Below are 18,079 nucleotides of genomic sequence, written 5' to 3'. Positions count from 1 at the left end.
GGGAGAGACCTTTGACTACGAAAAAGGACAACGAAGAAATACTCAGGATGAACAGCCTCTTTTACGAAGCCTTGGGAACCAGGAATCTCGAGCTTATGGGAGAGGTCTGGATAAAGGACTCAAGGTCCGGCTGCGTCCATCCGGGATGGACAGCTCTTCGTAACTGGGAAGCCATCAGGCAGAGTTGGGAAAGCGTTTTTGACCCTCAGGACCAGGTTGACATCAGCATTTCAAACGTGACCGTGGATATAAGCGAGAACATCGCCTGGGTGACCTGCCTGCAGGAAATGGTATACATAAAAAGAGATCCGGTCATGTTCAACCTCTCGCAGTCAACCAACATATTCGAAAAGCAGGACGGCAAGTGGCTTATGATCTTTCACCATGCCTCGCCGATTCCCGTGCGCGGTTACGAACCGGACAAAAAAACCATACAGTAAGAGAAGTTCAGGAAACCTTCCTTGGGGCCTAAAGTCCCGAAGACTTCAGAAGCGGCGGACACTGAGCAAAGTTTACGGGTCAAAACATATCAGTATTGTTAGAGGTGTCCCGAAGATCGTTAAGTCACAAGGAAAAATCAGCATATGTCCTTGCAAAGAACAATCGGATTCGTAGTGTGCCTCATGGTTCTGTTTGCGGCAGCATGCGGTCAGGGACCGGACGGCGGGGATGAAAAGGAGCCCGTCGACGCAACCCCAGACGACACGCTTGACCCGCAGCCGCTTGTGGGAAAAGTCGTCATTAACGACATGGACACTGCAATTGACCACTGGGGGGACGACGCGTACGAACTCAAGACGGACGGCGACGGCGCGCCTGTCATCGAAGACGACACGCTGACCCTCACGGTGTCATATAGTGGCGGCTGCAAGCGCCACTATTTCACCATCGTTGCGGACGATGAATTCCTACCAATGTCCGATTCCGTACGGCTCGATACTTTCTTGGCTCACGATGCCAACGACGACAGGTGCGAGGCATATCTAACCGCAGAGTACGAATTTGACCTCACGCCCATCAAGACGCTGTACCAAGAAACTTACGGGAGAGATGCGGGCACCATCCATCTACATCTTCAGGGTCAGGATGTTCCCGAGGATGTTCCTGTTATCACTTACACGTTCGAGTGAGAGGCGTGCACGCTTCATGCAATAATTATGGGAAGCTTATTAAACCACCTTGAGTAGCAACAGGTCAATACGAGTTTTAGGAAGTCTCCTTCTTCTCGCTCATTCGCTCAAGATAGACCGAGGCGCCCAGTTTCTCAAGTCGCGAGGCCTTTTTCTTTACCTCAGAAGAGAGCTTCTTCTTGTATTCCGCCACCGCATTTGAAAGCTCGGGGTCGACAACCGAAAGAATCTCGACGGCAAGAATCCCGGCGTTTTTCGCCCCGCCGAGAGCAACCGTGGCAACCGGAACTCCCGAGGGCATCTGAAGTATGGAAAGCACGGAATCCCACCCGTCAATCGAATTTGAGGATTTTATCGGAACCCCTATGACCGGAAGGGGAGAAACGGAGGCCACCATTCCCGGAAGATGCGCTGCACCCCCCGCCCCGGCTATTATGACTTTAATCCCTCTTTTATGAGCTTTTTTTGAAAAATCCACAAGGCGCTCCGGAGTCCTGTGCGCCGAGACTATGGTAACTTCATGTCCTATGCCAAATTGTTCCAGAACCTCCATCGCTCCCCCCATGACCGGAAGGTCCGAGTCAGAGCCCATGATAACGCTTACCAAAACAGGTTTCATGCTATCGCCCTCAGATTGTTCATTATGAATCTCGCCTTCTCAAGCGCGCCGGAAATATCGTCATCAAGTACGGTGACATGCCCCATCTTTCTGTAAGGCTTGGTAAGGGTTTTGCCGTATATGTGGAACTTGGCTCCTTCAACGCCCATGCACCCACGAAGTCCCTCGTACCTTACCTCGCCCTCGAAACCCGGTTGCCCTAGAATGTTAATCATAACAGAAGGAGTTTTTATTTCAGTATCGCCTGGGGGAAGATCAAGAATTGATCTCAGACACTGCTCATACTGCGAGGTGCGAGCCGCGTCAATTGTGTGATGCCCGCTGTTATGTGGTCTCGGAGCGGATTCGTTTATGAGAATGTCGCCTTTTTTGGAAACAAACATCTCAACCGCAAGTATCCCGCACATGTCAAAAGATCTTATCGTGCGCTCGGCAAGTTCACATGCCTGAGCGGACATTGCGTCATCAAGCTCGCAGGGACTTATCAGGAATTCAACTATGTTTGCATTGCTGTTAAACAGCATTTCTACCGGAGGAAAACATTTCGTTTCTCCGGTGGAATTACGCGAGACTATAACGGAAATCTCCTTTTCCACATCGACGAGGTCTTCAATGACGGATTCTCCTTCTAAAAGATCGTCAAGCTGTTCCTTTTTTCTAACGACATAAACCCCTCTTCCGTCATAACCCGTCCTTGAGAGTTTCTGGACGAAAGGAACTTCTATTTCTCCGGACTCGACGGCCGAAACTATAGCCTCTTTCCCCGGAAAGACCGAAAAGTCCGCAGTGGGAAGCCCCTTTGAGACGTAGAACTCCTTCTGCTTCGCTTTGTCCTGTATAAGTTCAAGTGCGTGGGGTTCGGGCCTTATGGCGACTCCTTCTTCCCGCAGCCGGAAAAGCGCCTTCAGGTTCACGTGCTCAATCTCTATTGTCAGGATGTCGACATTTCTGCCAAAAGCGTAGACATCTTCGTAATTTCTGAAATCTCCATGGGTAAACCCGGTGCATACGGAAGCCGCCGGACAATCGGCGGAAGGATCAAGCACATAGGTGCGGAGGTTCCAGTTGCTCGCAACCAGACAGAGCATTTTCCCGAGCTGACCGCCTCCGAGAATTCCTAGTCTTACATGTTCAAAATCCATGGCCATTATACGCCGGGAGCTACAAGTCAATAATTGAGAGCAGTTCCATCGGAGTTTCTATAAGATGTTCGGCTCCATTTTCACGAAGCTCATCTCCTGTTCGAAAACCCCAGAGAACTCCCACTGGAAGCATACCCGCCCCGACGGCGGTAAGCATGTCCACTCCCGAGTCTCCAAGGTAAACCATCTGTGACGAATCAATTCCAAGTTCCCTTGATATCCGCAGCGCTCCCGAGGGGTCGGGTTTTCTCGGAATTTCATCTCTCTGACCTATTACTACCTCGAAATTCCAGTCCGCAAGCAGGTCTTCCACATATTTTTCGGTAAACACATGCGGCTTGTTGGTAAGAATCGCCTTTTTCAGACCTCTTTCAGAAAGCTCGTTCAGAAGATCCGGTATGCCGTCATAAAGAGTGGTTTTTACGTTAAAGGCACGGCTGTAGATGCTGTTGAAATCGGCAAGACATTTTTCAACAACAGCATCATCGTCTCTTTTGTCTTCGGGGAGGGCCCTGGACACCATAACCTTTGGACCTTTTCCTATAAAGTACTTGTAGCACCCGGTCGCGCGCGGCGGAAATCCGTTTATTCCGAGCGCCTGATTCACGGCATCAGCAAGATCCTCAAGAGAGTCAATCAGGGTTCCGTCAAGGTCAAATACAACTGCTCCGTAGCTCATAATCTTGGGAAATTATATCTTATGTATGTACTTGCTTCAAAAAGGACCGCGGTAGATGCGAAACTTCCGCAGTCTGTTAAAATTGAACTGGTTGAATTCACAAAAAGAGGCTAACATGGAACAAAATATTATTACCGAACGTTATATTGTTTTGTATTTTTTCCTGGTTCTGTTAACGGCCTGCGGAGGAGGTGAGAACGGATTTGTTTTTGAATCAGAAAAAAGGGGGGACGGGATAATTGAAACAGTGAATCCGGAAGGTTCCACAGCCCATAGGCTACACCTAAGAGATTTCGAGACGGAAGAGGATTGGGTCGAAGCAACCTGTTCTGTATATGAAAATGAAGATCTCCCACTTCCTGGCGGAAATCTCAATACGAATTTTCTTCTTGAGGGAAATTCCGCCTGGAGTTGCATAAGACGCACGGAATCATTCCGGATCGAAACGGAAATCCTCTTTCAGGGTGACGGAACGTACCGCAACAGGCTCACTAGGTGGGAAATTTCCCTCGCGGACGCGGCGGTTTTCACCCCTCCAGAGCAGGGATGCCACAGAAGGGGGATGCCCTACAATTCCACTTGGGAAACGGAAGAATTCGGGTTTGCTTTTGACAGAAGGGGGCAATGGAGCGGGGAATGGAGGATCTACGGCGGGCGTCTTTACTTGAAGGAAGAGGGTCTTCCCGGCAGACTCAAGTCGTACGCTTTCTCTTTTAACGGGCAAGAACCGGCATTAACGCTTGACGACATGGTGGAGATATATTCCGACGGGTCGGCAATTAATTACCAAGAGGATCTGGAACCTTCTGAACTGGACAGCGAGGAAATAAGGCAGGAGCGGGAAGAACAGCGGCGGGCGCACGAGCAGACTGAAGAGTTTAGAAATTGTCAAAGGAATTCGGAGTTCGGGGGATGCTGGACGAACCCTCAGTTGTGGAAATCCGAACTCAGGGACACGGGAACGGAGTGCCGCGTCGCGGGACGAAGCGATATTGACTGAGGTCACGACCGGCATTCGGAAACAATCGAGGCTTGGGACATGACAAAAATATCGTGAAAAAAACTCTACATTCAGTTTTTGAGCACCGCTCTTGAATAATCAAACTTGCCCGAGCCTTTCTAACGGAAGAAACTCTTGGCACTCTAAAACCAAATTCGACCGAGGGAAACCGAAGGAACTACTCAAGCTTAAGGATCGTGGTATAAACAGTTGTCAATAACCATAATCGGCGCAGGACTCGCCGGAGTCGAAGCCGCAAACCAGATAACAAAGTTCGGAATAAGGGCTACTCTCTATGAAATGAGACCTCGCAGGAAAACTGCCGCGCACAGAACCCCGGGTCTCGCTGAGCTTGTGTGCAGCAACTCCCTGAAATCTGCATCTATGGAGAACGCCTCCGGAATACTTAAAGAGGAAATGAGGCTTCTCGGTTCACTTGTGATCGAGGCGGCCGAGGCGGCCAGGGTTCCTGCCGGGAAAGCTCTTGCGGTCGACAGGGAAATATTCTCGGATTACATAACGCAAAAAATCCAGGATAACAAACTTATAGACTTAAAGAGGGAGGAAGTAACGAAAATACCCGAAGAGGGAATCGTGATCGTGGCCACCGGTCCACTCACTTCGGATGCGCTTTGCGCGGAGATTTCCTCGCTTACGGAATCGGAATACCTTTACTTCTACGACGCTATCTCGCCGATAATCGACGCAGATACAATCGACCGTTCGAAAATCTTCAGGGGATCAAGATATGACCACGGAGACTCAGAAGAGGGAGATTATCTAAACTGTCCGCTCTCTGAGGATCAGTACTACGAGCTTGTGGACGACCTGATTCGCGGAGAAAAAGTGGAAACCAGAGAGTTTGAGAAAGCACTTTATTTCCAAAGCTGCATGCCGGTTGAGGTCATGTGCGAGAGAGGAAGAGATACTCTTCGGTTTGGCCCTCTGAAACCCGTCGGCCTAATTGACCCGAGTACCGGCAAACCCCCCTTTGCCGTCCTGCAGCTAAGAACAGAGAACAGCGAGGAAACAATGTACAACATGGTGGGCTTTCAGACAAAGCTAAGATACCCTCAGCAAAGAACCGTTTTCAGAAAGATCCCGGGGCTTGAGAAAGCGGAGTTTCTAAGATACGGAAGCGTGCACAGAAACACGTACATAGATTCCCCGAGACTCCTTGAGAAAGACCTTTCCCTGAGTTCCCGTCCGAGCGTCTTTTTCGCCGGACAGATCACGGGAGTTGAAGGATACGTCGAGTCCGCAGCAACCGGAATCGTCTGCGGAATAAACGCCTCGAGAAAAGCGCTCGGACTCGCACCTGCCCACGTCCCAAGGAAAACATCCATAGGTTCCCTGCTTGAGTACATCTCAACCCCTAGAAAAACCGGGTTTCAGCCGATGAATATAAACTTTGGGCTTTTCCCTAAGGTGGAAGGGAGAATGGGAAAGGAGAAAAAACGCAAACTTATAGCACAAAAGGCCCTCGAGAGCATCGGCACGTACAGTCCTTACGAACAGATGAGGCGCTAGAATGTTTGATTCTCATATTTTAATGGTAGTATTTTGCCGGTCATGACATATCAGGAACTTATTCTGGCTCTTCAGGATTACTGGTCATCCAAGGGATGCCTGGTGGTCCAGCCCTACGACATAGAAAAAGGCGCCGGAACTTTTCATCCGGCCACTTTCCTGCGGTGCCTCGGCCCCGAGCCCTGGCATGTAGCATATGTCGAACCTTCAAGGAGACCGACCGACGGAAGATACGGAGATAATCCCAACAGGCTTCAGCACTACTATCAGTTCCAGGTGATAATAAAGCCTTCTCCCGACGATATTCAGGAACTTTTCCTAGACAGTCTAAAGTCATTCGGAATAAATCCGCTTGAGCACGACATAAGGTTCGTTGAGGACGACTGGGAATCCCCGACGCTCGGAGCGTGGGGACTGGGATGGGAGGTGTGGCTTGACGGCATGGAAATAACGCAGTTCACCTATTTTCAGCAGGCAGGCGGTATAGACCTTGACCCGATATCCGCAGAAATCACCTACGGAACCGAAAGAATAGCTATGTATCTGCAGGAAGTGGAAAGCGTTTACGATCTTGAATGGACGAAGGGAATAACGTACGGAGAGATTCACCACCAAAGCGAAGTCCAGTTCTCAAAATACAACTTCGAGGAATCCGACCCCGCGATGCTAAGTGACCTGTTCAACATGTATGAGCAGGAATGCAAGTCTCTTATCGAAAAACAGCTTCCTCTTCCCGCTTATGAATACTGTCTTAAAAGTTCGCACACCTTCAACCTTCTTGACGCAAGAGGGGCAATAGGGGTAGCGGAGCGGGCATCATACATAGCAAGGGTAAGAGCGCTTGCGAACCTGTGCGCAACCTCGTATCTGCAGACCAGAGAAAACCTAGGATTTCCTCTTCTGAAAAACAACCCATGGAAAAAGAACTAATACTGGAAATCGGAACGGAAGAAATACCTGCTCTTTTCCTTGAAAAAGCCCGGGAGGATCTGGGCAACATCCTAAGCGGAGAACTTCGCGACAAGGGTGTTGAGTTCGAGGAAATGGAAATCCTTTACACCCCGAGAAGACTTTCGGCAAGGGTAAGCGGACTTGAAAGAAAACAGAAAGACCGCACGACTGAGAACTTCGGACCTCCCAAACGCATAGCGTTTGACGAAAACGGAAAGCCCACCAAGGCCGCGGTGGGTTTTGCGAGATCTCAGAAAGTCGGTGTCGAGAAACTCGTTATCGCGAAAAGGGATAACGGGGAATTTCTCTGCGTAAGAAGAACGGTAAAAGGGAGAAAAACTTCATCCGTCCTAAAAGAGATTCTTCCTGAAGTGATCTCATCGATTCCCTTCCGCAAATCAATGAGATGGGGCAGCGGAAAACTGACCTTCGCAAGACCCATAAGATGGATAGCGGCAATCTACGACAATAAGCCCATAAGATTCAGCGTTGAAAACATCAGAAGTTCGGACCAAAGCTTCGGTCACAGGTTCACTTCCCCGAAGCCGTTTCTAGTGACCTCCTGGGGAAATTACCTAAAAGCCCTCGAGAAAAATAACGTAGTAGCTGACCCCGAGAGAAGAAAGGAAATCATAAAAAGGGACACAGATGCGGCGGCGAAAAAGATAGGCGGGACCGTAAAGGAGGATCCTGAACTGCTTGAGACCGTGGTGAATCTGGTGGAACATCCTACGGTTCTTGTGGGAGAGTTTGAGAAGAAATACCTGCGTTTGCCCGAGGAAGTACTCATAAGCGTGATGAAAAACCACCAGAAATATTTCCCCGTCTACTCGAAAAAGACCGGGAAGCTGCTTCCCTGTTTCATCTTTGCCTGCGGAACCCCTGTCAGAAACAAAAAGGTGATTATACGCGGGAACGAGCGGGTAATAAGGGCAAGACTTAACGACGCCGAATTCTTTTTCTCCGAAGATACGAAAAAAAACCTAAGCGACTACACAGAAGATCTTGAGAGCATGGTGTTCCTGTCGGATATAGGAAACTACAGGGAAAAAGTCGAGCGGATGAGGACGCTTGCCGCCGACATCTTCAGCAACCCGGACCTTGAGAGGGCCGCCGAACTCTCAAAGTCGGACCTCGCGACCCAGATGGTCTTTGAATTCGCTGAACTTCAGGGTGTCATGGGCAAGTACTACTCGCTTACCTCCAAGGAGAAAAAAGCCGTAGCAAACGCAATCGAGGAGCAATACTTGCCGCTTACAAGAACCGGTGAACTTCCTCAAACGAAAACCGGAGCGCTTCTAAGCATCGTGGACAAAATGGATAATATCTGCTCGTGCTTTATCGCGGATCTTGCGCCTACCGGGTCTTCCGATCCCTACGCGCTGAGAAGACAGACCCTTGGAATAATAAGAATCGCCATAGATAAAAAGTTTGGCATCTCTCTCTCAGCGATCTTGGAACGCAATATCAATCTCGTATTCGATTCCATGGACGCACAGAAAGCTCGCGGTGGCAAACTATCCGAGGAAAAGCTCAGAGAATATATTCTCGCATTTTTCTCCGAGAGGTTCCGAAACCTTATGACGGAGTCGGGCTACGAGAGAAACGTCGTTGAATCTGTTATCTCGGCTGGTTTTGACAACCCCCTTGACGCCTACCACAGAATAAACGCGCTTGGGAAATTTGCGAAACGCAAAGATTTCGAGGCACTTGCGACGGGCTTTAAGAGAGTTTTCAACATAGCGAAAACCAAGCCTTCTTCACCGCTTAACAAAAAACTGTTCAAGCAGAAGGAGGAAAAGGATCTTCATAAAGCCTTTACAAAAACACAGACCGCGGTCTTAAGAAAACTGGCTGACCCCAGAAAAGCCGCCGGGCAAGGCGATTACCTGAGTTCCCTTGAGTCCATAAAAACACTTGCGGGCCCCATAGACCGTTTTTTTGACGCCGTGATGGTAATGGACAAAAACCAGAAAATTAGAGACAACCGCCTCGCTTTGCTCAACGAAATAAAAGATCTGTTCTTCATGATAGCCGATTTCTCGAAAATCTGACCCGAAAGCAACTGCCATGCGTGGGCAGACAGCCCTAGGCAGAACTAAGTGGTCAAAGTTGCGCGAAGGGCAGAGCCACCGCACCGCGGCCAAGAGGAAGTCACGTGTCAACAGCGTGCAATACATACCCCGACACCCAGGGAGATCCGGGCAAGCCGTCATGCTTTTCTCTTCGCTTGGGACTTTCGCCGTGACCCCACCAGATCATCGTCGATAAGCTGTTGGAAGTGATCCACTATTGCCACTGAAGCGGGTCGGAATTTCATTCCCAAATGAGTCGTCGCACGCCGATTGTCGAATCTGAGCGGGTAGCCGACGTTTCGCCGGACCTCGGCACGCTTGAGTCCCGCCAGCGGAGCGAGCAACACCGCGACAAAGTTCGGCAACACGCGACGCGGGAACGGAAAGCCGCCACCGAAATGGCCGCGGAGAATCGCGGCGATTTCCTGCAAGCTCAGTGTCTCAGCGACGAGGATGTACCGCCCGGTGGACTCTGCCTTCATGGCCGCCTGTATATGCGCGTCCGCCACATCCCGCACGTCGACGATCCCCAACTCCCCCTTCGGCACGCCTAGCCGGTAGAAGCCAGTGCCGAAGTCGCGGATGATTCGTACACTTTCGGAAGTCGCGTGGGGACTTAGCGCAGGCCCGAGGACAAGACCCGGGTTGACAACGACCAAGTCCCAGCGATCCTGTGACCCTGCGATCTCCCACGCCAGCCGTTCGGCGAGCACCTTCGAGTATGAATACGGCTGGTGGCTTTCGGTGCTGGTCTCGTTCCAGTGGTTCTCGTTGAAACATCTCTCCTCCGTTTCGGCCATCTCAATGGCGTCTCCGTAGATAGCGGAGACGCTGGAGGTCAAGACCACCCGGCGTACCGACAGGCATCGGTTAACCGCTTCGAGGACATTCCGAGTCCCGCAGGTTGCAGGCTCGATGAGAACACGCATGGGATCCCTGACTCCCCGGCCAATGGTCGGGGACGCAGTGTGGAAAACCACCTCGCATCCAACCATCGCGCAGTCGAATCCCGCCGGGTCCAACAACTCGGCCCCATAGAGCGATAAGGAGCCAGGCAAATCCGTGGCAATAGCCTCGAGATGCGAGGTCTCCTTCGGATCAGTCAGATCACGGACCGTCGCGTGTACGTCGTGACCAAGTTCGAGGAGTCTCTTGACCAGCCATGACCCAATGTATCCATTCCCCCCGGTGACAAGGACGGGGCCATGCGGCCCAAAGGCTCGATCGGTCATTTCAATCATTGGTACTCCTTACGCCTGTCAATCAATAAATGCCCGGTATCAGAGCCTTGCGGCGCGGCGGATAACCCCTGAAAGTTTTTACATACCATCGATGGTTGCTGCGTGCTCTGGGAACGAGATTGGCAGAGGTGAACAGCAAGAAGGCAAGGCCGCTCAACGACCACGTCGCGAGTGCCCAGCCGGCCCACTCGAGGATTTCGCCTAGATAATTCGGACACGAGACAAGGCGAAACCCTCCACCCTCCGGAACTACGTAACCGGTCTCACCCGGTCTGCGTAGACGAATGAGGATATTATCGGCGTGGAGGTTGAGAGCAATCCCGCCTAGAAAAATCCCGACGCCGATCAGGAAACGAGGGTCAACAAGCCATTCAATGGCGTACTCGCCGAATTCCGAAATGAATCGGGCATTGACGTAGGCGTTAATCACATTGAAGAAAAAACCTGACCCGACCACCAGCAACGGCGTCTTCCGCCCCCTCTGCCGGATCCGAAACGGGTAAATGAACGTCCGGTTCAGATAGTGGCTCTGCCACATGACTAGAAAGAGCAGCGGCACGATTTGGTATGCGGCCTTCCCGTTGAAGTAGACGGCGAGGAAGACGACAACTGCCGGCAGTTCCATTATAATCCAGCCAAGCCTGCTGGAAATGTGCGGCCCCCAGCCTGCACCTGCGTAATGACGGCCATAGGGCGCGGTTTTACGGAGCAGATACGGAAACGTCAGGACGGCTGCGGCAATGACCGCCCATACCACCACGCTGTGAAGTTGTTCCTCGGCCATCTTACCCATTCTCGCCGAGCATGCCCCGCTCGTCAAACCATCGATAAGTGTCCCTCACCGAATCCGCCAAGGGACGCGACCTGAACCCGAGTTCCGCCTGCGCCTTGGCACTGGATATCCGACGGTTGCTGCCACTCATGGCGCGTAGCGCAGCCGGCGTATACAGGAGCCGACGCCCGCGACTACGGTCCAAAATGACCTGGAAAGGCGCCCAGAATCGAGCCACGAACATGGGTAACACGAGACGGGGCACTTTCACCCCGGTCACTTGCTGAGACATCAGCGCCAGATTGCGCATGGAATGCCAACCGCCTGACAGGAGGTAGTTCTCGCCACACTTCGCTTGCGTCTCGGCGGCTACCGCAGTATCAACGACATCGCGCACATCGACCACATCAAAGCCGCCCGCGACCTGCGCGGGAATTTTCCTCCGGTGCAGGTCGAGGAAAAACTGTCCCATATGGGAAGGCCCGCCGTCGAAAGGGCCGATCACTCCGGTCGGATTAAGGATTACGGCATCCAGACCGCGATCGATGCCGCGGCGAATTTCCACCTCGCCAGCGGCTTTCGACCGGTCATAGGCATCGTGCCGCGAGCCATCGGCGGAACCGCGGCTCTCATCGAGAACTTCGTCAAGTGGGTATTGGTTGTAGGCCTGAATCGAGGAAAAGTGAACGAGCCGCCTCACGCCACATTCAAGGGCGGCCTCGACAACGTTACGCGTGCCTGAAACATTCGTGGTATGGACTTCTTTCGCCCTGCCGGGGTCGAGCGAGACCATCGCAGCCAGATGGAAGACGACTTCCGCACCCGTGAAGGCAGTAACCAGCGATTCCTTGTCCAGAATGTCACCGTTGACCCACTCGACGTCAAGATCCGCGGCGGTGCCCTGCCCCCTGCGGAATATCGCGCGGACCGGGCAGGTGTCGCGCCGTCCGACCAGGGCCCGCGCAAGCACGCCACCGATATGGCCGCTCGCTCCCGTGATCACCCGCATGGCGTTACTACAGGCCGGCCCATCTGTACGTGGTGAAGCTCTCCGCCGCGGATGTCAGGCAACTCAAAGAAGACATAAAGACAGCTACTTTCGAACAACTGCTGCAACGGGGTCGTTTTGCCGTACTGACGCGGTCCGCTCACAAGCACAGACGAAAACCGCGAAACTGCTTTTATGAGCATGGTTTCAAGCGCTCTTTCCATATACAGAAGGTTCATTGCGTGCTTTTCCAGTGGAGATCATGCATTCAAAACATAGAATGTCAATCTCAATTCATCCATCCACACAGACTTAATATCCGTAAATTCAGAGTATCATCCTGAAAATACTTGAGAAGCGTCAGTATTCGTGTATCATTCCCTTGCTATGTTCGGGCAATTCGGCATATGGGAATTAATCCTGATACTGGCAATCCTGCTCATAATCTTCGGTCCGAGCAGGCTTGGAGATCTGGGGTCTTCTCTCGGCAAGGGAATAAGCGGGTTCAGAAAATCTCTAAAAGACGACGACTCGGACAATAAAGAAGAGAAACAAAGCGACACCTGATCAAAGACCTTCTCCTCAGCCCTTTATCTTCTCCGCAAGTTCAACCAGCACTCCGTTCATTGACTTGGGATGTATGAAGGCGACTTTACAGTTGTAAGACCCCGGCCTCGGATGTTCATCAATAAGCCTGACTCCTTCTTTTTCTAGGGCCCGGAGAGAAGACTCTACATCGTCCACAAGAAAACAGATGTGATGAACTCCCTCCCCTCTTTTTTTCAGGAATTCCGAAATCGGGGAATTCTCATCTAAAGGTTCGATAAGCTCTATCGCAGTACCACCTCCAGACTCGGAGCAAAGCATTGACGTTTTAACCCCATAGTTGACCACATCCTCTCTGTGGACTACCTGAAGACCGAGCAATTTCGAGTAAATATCCTCGGCCTTTTCGATATCCTTTACGGCGATCGCCACGTGATAAAGAGATCCGTCTTTACTCAATTGAAACGCCCCCCTAGGCTAACCCGAACTCCTCTCTCTGGAAATGGTGAACTTCTCGAGAAGCTCGTTGTCTGATTTGAACTTTATCTTGATTCCTCTCTCCCGCTGGATTTTTCTTATAGACCTTCCCTCTATTCCTCTGAGCGTAGATATAACTTTTTTGTTGGCGTGCACGACAAGCGGTCCTTCAGCGCTTTCCTTTGTCCATTGATCAATATCCCTCAGTATTTCATAACAGGTGGTGTATATCGATTTTATCCTTCCGCTTCCCTCGCAGATATCGCAGGGTTCGGTCAGGTCGGAAAGCACGCTTTCCCTAACCCTGCGTCTGGTAAGCTGGATTACGCCGAAAGATGATATTTCCTGAATCGTGCTTCTCGCCTTGTCCTTTTTCATCTCGGCGGCGAAAAGCGACTCTATTTTCTTTCTGGATCTGGCGGTCTGCATGTCTATGAAATCGATAACTATGATTCCAACCAGATTGCGAAGCCTTATCTGCCTTGCAGATTCGACTGCCGCTTCTTCGTTTGTCTTCATTATCGTTTTTTTCTGAAATTCCTCTCCGACAAGCTTCCCCGAGTTAACGTCTATCACTGTAAGCCCCTCGGCCTCGTCTATGATCAGGTACCCGCCGGACTTCATCCAGACCTTTTTTCTGTACATTTTTTCTATCTGGCTCTCAATTCCGTACCTGTCGAATATGGGCTCTTTTTTATCGTACATATCGACTTTGAAGTCATCCTTCTTAATCTTGTCGGAAAAATACTTGGTGATCTGACCATGGGCTTTACGGGAGTCAACGACAACTTTTTTAAGACCGTTCCCCATCAAGTCCCTCACAACCCTGATGTAACTGTCGGCTTCTTCGTATATCACGCCCGGGACTTTCGAGTCTTCATATTTTTTCCTTATCCTTCTCCACTTTCTCACAAGCGCCCTCATCTCGGTCCTGATATCCTTCTCGTCCGCACCCATGCACGCCGTTCTAACTATAAAGCCCACGTCCTCGGGCTTATTCCGCATTATCTCGGAAAATCTCTTCCTGCTTTTTCTGTCCGTTATTTTGCGGGATACGTTAATCGAATCCGACCCGGGAAGCAGAACAAGGTACTTGCCCGGTATCCCGACGTGAGAGGTAAGCTTGGGACCCTTGTTCCTGGTGGGTTCCTTTGTGACCTGAACCATCACTTCCTGACCCTGTCGCAGCACGTCCTGTATTGGCTGGTGGTTTTTTCTTGAAGACTTTGCGGTCTCTTCCTCTTCAAGAAAAAGCTCGCTCAGCGATTCCTCATACACATCCTCGGCGGAGAGAAACCCAGACCTGCCATTCCCCATGCCTACAAACGCCGCCTGCACTCCGGGGACTATCTTTTCAACTTTCCCCTTGTAGATGTTCCCCACCATTGGGGAATTGGACTTCCTTTCGATGAAAAGCTCGCTCAGCCTGCTTTTCTCCAAAACCGCTATTCTCGTCTCGTTAAAAAGCGAGTTGATGATGAGTTGGGTATGCATGGAACGTTAAAATATAAACCAGTTATCTAGGTAAGCATAACCGTAAGTACCTAATATGGAAGAATTAAGCCGGTTGTAAGGCAATTAAACTTGTGTTCAGCGTCTCACCGAGAGCAAGGGGTTTTTACGAATTATCGCGGGAGTCATGCGCTTTTTCTTCCAAGCTCGACTATCGTGTCGAAATGCTTCTTCTCAATCCCCATGACTGAAAGCCTGCTCTGCCTTACAAGAGAGATATCCTTGAGTCTTTCGTCGCTTTTTATCTGCTTAAGAGATACGGGGGTCTTTAGCGTTTCCACGGGCTTCAGGTCCACTACGACCCATCTCTCGTCCTCAGTAGTAGGATCCTGGTAGTATTCCTTTATAACCTCGGATATGCCTACTACTTCAAGCCCCTTGTTGCTGTGATAGAAAAGGGCGAGATCGCCCTTTTTCATACCCTTGAGGTTGTTTCTCGCCTGGTAGTTTCTAACCCCGTCCCAGTAGGTCCAACCGTCTTGGAGAAATTCCTCCCATGAGTATTTAAACGGTTCGGATTTAACAAGCCAGTAGTTCATAGTTCAATTATCCAGAAAGTCTGGAATATGAACTTAACTGCTGTTTAACCGCATATCTAGAATCAGGTTACCATCCTGCAAGCCCGCTGGCAGATAAACTGTTGCTTTCCTCGCAATTATCCCCAAGACTCTGATTAGTGGTGTCGTCTGCATTCCAGAAATTCTGACGGATAGTCAACAGGCATTTACTGTCCTGTCCCGAGTTCTGAGCGAGAAACTTCTGCGTGATAACCCGACGATGGTTCGACGAATTCGTGAAATAAGCCATGATTTGATCCTGATTCGGATTCTGGCTAAAGTAGTGCTTTATATCCAGTTCCCCGCGAAAGACAATTACGTTTTTCGCGTCTATACCGGAGACCTCCGGCAACTCGAGTCTGCCGGTTTGCTCGATTAACTGCGGACACACGCTCAGAAAAGTCTTGTAACCGACCAGAAAACCATAGCCGAACGTCTCTTTCGTTCCGCCGCTGTCTCCGGGCAGTTCTTCTGTCTTCACCACATCATAACGGGAGATACTGTCCGGATCGGCAGCCCGGTTTATGCCGAAAGAGCAGATCATGCCGGTCCGGTTAGTTATTCCGGGGAAAAACCCGCCTGGAAAGCCTCTAAGAAGAGCAGTCCAATCGCCGCTGTCTAACTGAGGGAAACCATATTCCTCCCGGGACTGTTCGCCCAGCGGACTGGTATAGTCCCGCGGTCCATATCCCGTGGTTATTGTAGTGCTGCTGTCTTTATGCGCGTTCGCGATTTCGCCGACATATCTTATCGCCCTGCCTACCTCGTCATTTTCTATATTAGCCACGATCCTGTCGAAAGCCCCTCCCGCATAGATTTCCTTACCGTCAACTTCAATCGCATTGGAATGATATGTGTCCATAAAATCACGGAAATTCGTACGTATGTCCGGATAGTCGGCACTGCAGGAAGTATCGCTTTCACAGGCGCTGAAAAGAACATTCATCATGCGCGCCGCGTTGCTAAGACCATCCGATATGGGACGTTCACCTGGAGACGTAACCTGTTCAAAAAAGACATTGTGCAGCTCAGGTCTGTTTTCTTCGGCGAGCATATAGCTCACAACGACGCCCCCGAATGAATCGGTAATAAGATTCACAGGTGAGCGGATAGCTCCGGAAGGCACAAACTCCGATACCTTCATCACGGCCCCATCAACCGTAATTTCTGCGTTATCGTCCGCGAGTAAGCTTATTACGGAGTTTGCATCTTGCGCGTTAAGCTTGGGGTTGATCTTACTGAAAGTATCGTGTTCTTTAAGGCAGGAAATAAATTCCGGACCCGGCGCGCACTCCCATTGAGGGGTGATGTTGGTAAGGCTTGACCCGCGGTAATTTATCGCAACCCACAAAGTATGCAACCCTCTGTCGCCACCGAGCAGATGCACAACTTCAATGCCCGTTCCACCCTGGATAACGACACCCATACGGTTAACCGTGCCGACGCCGGTTCGAGCATCCGTATTGCGAATGGAGACCCACACATCTATAGATACGCCGTCAGGCGCTTCGTAAGTTCCGGAATACACATCCCCATAATAGTCTCCTGCTTCATGTCCTTCTAGGATACTCTTATTGGCAGTTGTGAAATTCAGATCCCTCACAGCCGGCGGAGAACTTCCATCTGACGAACCACCTCCACAGCCGGTCATTAAACACGCTAAAAAAATAAAGGAAATAAATACTATAAAAACACGGTACGGATTCACAGCGTAAGATGGATTGTCTTTCATAAAAATTCTTAGCCTCCTGATTTTAGATCTCTGCACTTTCGTGATCATCCTAAGTCGGATATAAGGTCGTACACAGAAGTGAATTTCTGAAGGAAGGACTTACGCATTTCCCTCTTCATTTTTTCCAACAACGTCAATTTCGGCTTCTAGGTTATACGAAGAATCACACGACTGTCAAGAAATTATGAAATGATTTTAGGGCAATACGCAACAGTCAGTTCTAATAAAAGTATCCCTCTTCTTCATAAAAAAGCTCTGGAGCCAGAAGTAATTCTAAGTACCAAACACTAGAGGTGGATCGGTCTCGAAGAACAACCGATTCGGTGTTTTTTCGAAACATCCTTATAATAATTCTTCCGCTTGTGTATTATTTCCCGTGGTTTTAAGTTCGATGAGGTTCTGAATTGTTCATAATCCCCGCAATAGATTTAAAAAACGGAAATTGCGTGCGACTTCTGAAGGGAGAAGAAGGCACAGAAACCGTATTTTCAACCAGCCCTTCCGATACGGCAAAAAAGTGGGAGCAGTGTGGGGCTGAATGGATTCACGTCGTGGATCTTGACGGGGCTTTCAGGGGAAATCCCAGAAATTTCGAAGCGGTAGAAGCAATAGTTCGCTCCGTCTCCTCAAACGTTCAGGTCGGAGGAGGAATAAGAAACATCGCCACCGTCGAGAAGTATCTTGAAGTCGGTATCGAGAGAGTGATAATAGGCACTTCGGCCTTTACAGACAGGGCTTTTCTCGAGGATATCTGCGGGAGATTTCCCGGAAAAATAGCAGTAGGAGTGGATACGAAGGGAGGAAAGATAGCCCTTCGCGGATGGAAAGAAACCATAGACACTAGCATTGCCCAGACTATGCTTGAATTCCGCGATATCGGTGTGTCGCTTGTGATTCACACAAACGTCGACAGGGACGGAACCATGGAGGGAATAGATACGGCTTCAGTAAAAGGCTTTCTTTCCATGTGCCCCCTTCCGGTAATCGTCTCAGGAGGCATCGCGTCGCCCTCCGACCTAAGCGAAATAGAGTCCATCGGGGATGACAACCTGCTGGGGGCGATACTGGGAAAATCGCTTTACTCAGGTTCCATAGATCTTGAAAACAGCATAAGAAGGTTCCAATAAG

Annotated in this window: 19 protein-coding genes; 8 read left to right on the top strand and 11 right to left on the bottom strand. The window is 50.4% G+C overall.

Translation table 11 applies throughout. The annotated features are described in order from the left end of the window. The first annotated feature begins 11 nt into the window (after window positions 1-11). Window positions 12-440, top strand: a complete 429-nt coding sequence (locus tag F4X55_01645) for a nuclear transport factor 2 family protein (protein ID MYC39714.1) — start codon at window positions 12-14, stop codon at window positions 438-440. Window positions 441-584: 144 nt separating this feature from the next. After that, window positions 585-1,130, top strand: a complete 546-nt coding sequence (locus tag F4X55_01640; GenBank protein MYC39713.1) for a hypothetical protein — start codon at window positions 585-587, stop codon at window positions 1,128-1,130. Window positions 1,131-1,206: 76 nt separating this feature from the next. Here the strand turns inward: F4X55_01640 and purE are convergent, their stop codons facing one another. From purE to F4X55_01625, 3 genes are read right to left on the bottom strand one after another with little or no spacing between them, the layout of a single operon-like run. Next, window positions 1,207-1,749: a 5-(carboxyamino)imidazole ribonucleotide mutase gene (gene purE, locus F4X55_01635; GenBank protein MYC39712.1), complete on the bottom strand. Its 543-nt coding sequence runs from the start codon at window positions 1,747-1,749 to the stop codon at window positions 1,207-1,209. After that, complete coding sequence (locus F4X55_01630) at window positions 1,746-2,891, bottom strand: 5-(carboxyamino)imidazole ribonucleotide synthase (GenBank protein MYC39711.1); 1,146 nt, start codon at window positions 2,889-2,891, stop codon at window positions 1,746-1,748. The genes purE and F4X55_01630 overlap by 4 nt, the downstream gene beginning before the upstream one ends. A gap of 19 nt (window positions 2,892-2,910) precedes the next feature. After that, window positions 2,911-3,570 (bottom strand): HAD family hydrolase, encoded by a 660-nt coding sequence (locus tag F4X55_01625; protein MYC39710.1) that lies wholly within the window; start codon window positions 3,568-3,570, stop codon window positions 2,911-2,913. 115 nt (window positions 3,571-3,685) lie between these two features. On the opposite strand from F4X55_01625, the gene F4X55_01620 reads away from it, so the two are divergent. The 4 genes from F4X55_01620 (at window position 3,686) to F4X55_01605 (ending at window position 9,105) form a co-directional block, all read left to right on the top strand. Then, a complete protein-coding gene (locus F4X55_01620) occupies window positions 3,686-4,570 on the top strand; it encodes a hypothetical protein (protein ID MYC39709.1) in 885 nt (294 codons plus the stop codon). 210 nt (window positions 4,571-4,780) lie between these two features. Further along, window positions 4,781-6,100 (top strand): methylenetetrahydrofolate--tRNA-(uracil(54)-C(5))-methyltransferase (FADH(2)-oxidizing) TrmFO, encoded by a 1,320-nt coding sequence (locus tag F4X55_01615; GenBank protein MYC39708.1) that lies wholly within the window; start codon window positions 4,781-4,783, stop codon window positions 6,098-6,100. A 42-nt stretch (window positions 6,101-6,142) separates the two neighbouring features. Continuing rightward, window positions 6,143-7,030 carry a glycine--tRNA ligase subunit alpha gene (gene glyQ / locus F4X55_01610; GenBank protein MYC39707.1) on the top strand — a complete coding sequence of 296 codons (888 nt, stop codon included), beginning with the start codon at window positions 6,143-6,145 and terminating at the stop codon, window positions 7,028-7,030. Next, window positions 7,015-9,105 carry a glycine--tRNA ligase subunit beta gene (locus tag F4X55_01605; protein ID MYC39706.1) on the top strand — a complete coding sequence of 697 codons (2,091 nt, stop codon included), beginning with the start codon at window positions 7,015-7,017 and terminating at the stop codon, window positions 9,103-9,105. Before glyQ ends, F4X55_01605 begins: the two co-directional genes overlap by 16 nt. 158 nt (window positions 9,106-9,263) lie before the next feature. Here F4X55_01605 and F4X55_01600 read toward each other — a convergent pair whose 3' ends face one another. The 4 genes from F4X55_01600 to F4X55_01585 are packed head-to-tail and all read right to left on the bottom strand — an operon-like array spanning window position 9,264 to window position 12,366. After that, on the bottom strand, window positions 9,264-10,358 hold the full coding sequence (locus tag F4X55_01600; protein MYC39705.1) for an NAD-dependent epimerase/dehydratase family protein: 1,095 nt from the start codon (window positions 10,356-10,358) through the stop codon (window positions 9,264-9,266). A 31-nt stretch (window positions 10,359-10,389) separates the two neighbouring features. Then, the gene (locus F4X55_01595) at window positions 10,390-11,151 is read right to left on the bottom strand and encodes a DUF1295 domain-containing protein (GenBank protein ID MYC39704.1); all 762 of its coding nucleotides are present in this window, start codon (window positions 11,149-11,151) and stop codon (window positions 10,390-10,392) included. 1 nt (window position 11,152) lies between these two features. Then, complete coding sequence (locus F4X55_01590; protein MYC39703.1) at window positions 11,153-12,148, bottom strand: NAD-dependent epimerase/dehydratase family protein; 996 nt, start codon at window positions 12,146-12,148, stop codon at window positions 11,153-11,155. Beyond that, window positions 12,139-12,366 (bottom strand): ATP-binding protein, encoded by a 228-nt coding sequence (locus F4X55_01585; GenBank protein ID MYC39702.1) that lies wholly within the window; start codon window positions 12,364-12,366, stop codon window positions 12,139-12,141. The genes F4X55_01590 and F4X55_01585 overlap by 10 nt, the downstream gene beginning before the upstream one ends. A gap of 148 nt (window positions 12,367-12,514) precedes the next feature. Between F4X55_01585 and tatA the strand changes: the two genes are divergently transcribed. Then, the gene (tatA, locus tag F4X55_01580; protein MYC39701.1) at window positions 12,515-12,694 is read left to right on the top strand and encodes a twin-arginine translocase TatA/TatE family subunit; all 180 of its coding nucleotides are present in this window, start codon (window positions 12,515-12,517) and stop codon (window positions 12,692-12,694) included. A gap of 15 nt (window positions 12,695-12,709) precedes the next feature. Here the strand turns inward: tatA and mce are convergent, their stop codons facing one another. From mce to F4X55_01560, 4 genes are all read right to left on the bottom strand, one after another. After that, complete coding sequence (mce, locus tag F4X55_01575) at window positions 12,710-13,132, bottom strand: methylmalonyl-CoA epimerase (GenBank protein ID MYC39700.1); 423 nt, start codon at window positions 13,130-13,132, stop codon at window positions 12,710-12,712. 18 nt (window positions 13,133-13,150) lie between these two features. Next, window positions 13,151-14,644 carry an Rne/Rng family ribonuclease gene (locus F4X55_01570; GenBank protein MYC39699.1) on the bottom strand — a complete coding sequence of 498 codons (1,494 nt, stop codon included), beginning with the start codon at window positions 14,642-14,644 and terminating at the stop codon, window positions 13,151-13,153. Window positions 14,645-14,787: 143 nt separating this feature from the next. Continuing rightward, window positions 14,788-15,201 carry an EVE domain-containing protein gene (locus F4X55_01565; protein MYC39698.1) on the bottom strand — a complete coding sequence of 138 codons (414 nt, stop codon included), beginning with the start codon at window positions 15,199-15,201 and terminating at the stop codon, window positions 14,788-14,790. A gap of 67 nt (window positions 15,202-15,268) precedes the next feature. Continuing rightward, window positions 15,269-16,747 (bottom strand): hypothetical protein, encoded by a 1,479-nt coding sequence (locus F4X55_01560; GenBank protein ID MYC39697.1) that lies wholly within the window; start codon window positions 16,745-16,747, stop codon window positions 15,269-15,271. 608 nt (window positions 16,748-17,355) lie between these two features. Between F4X55_01560 and hisA the strand changes: the two genes are divergently transcribed. Next, window positions 17,356-18,078: a 1-(5-phosphoribosyl)-5-[(5-phosphoribosylamino)methylideneamino]imidazole-4-carboxamide isomerase gene (gene hisA / locus F4X55_01555; protein ID MYC39696.1), complete on the top strand. Its 723-nt coding sequence runs from the start codon at window positions 17,356-17,358 to the stop codon at window positions 18,076-18,078. Window position 18,079 lies beyond the last annotated feature (1 nt).

The organism is Candidatus Dadabacteria bacterium, assembly GCA_009840385.1.
Taxonomy (GTDB): domain Bacteria; phylum Desulfobacterota_D; class UBA1144; order Nemesobacterales; family Nemesobacteraceae; genus Nemesobacter; species Nemesobacter australis.
This window is presented reverse-complemented; position numbering and strand designations above follow the sequence as displayed.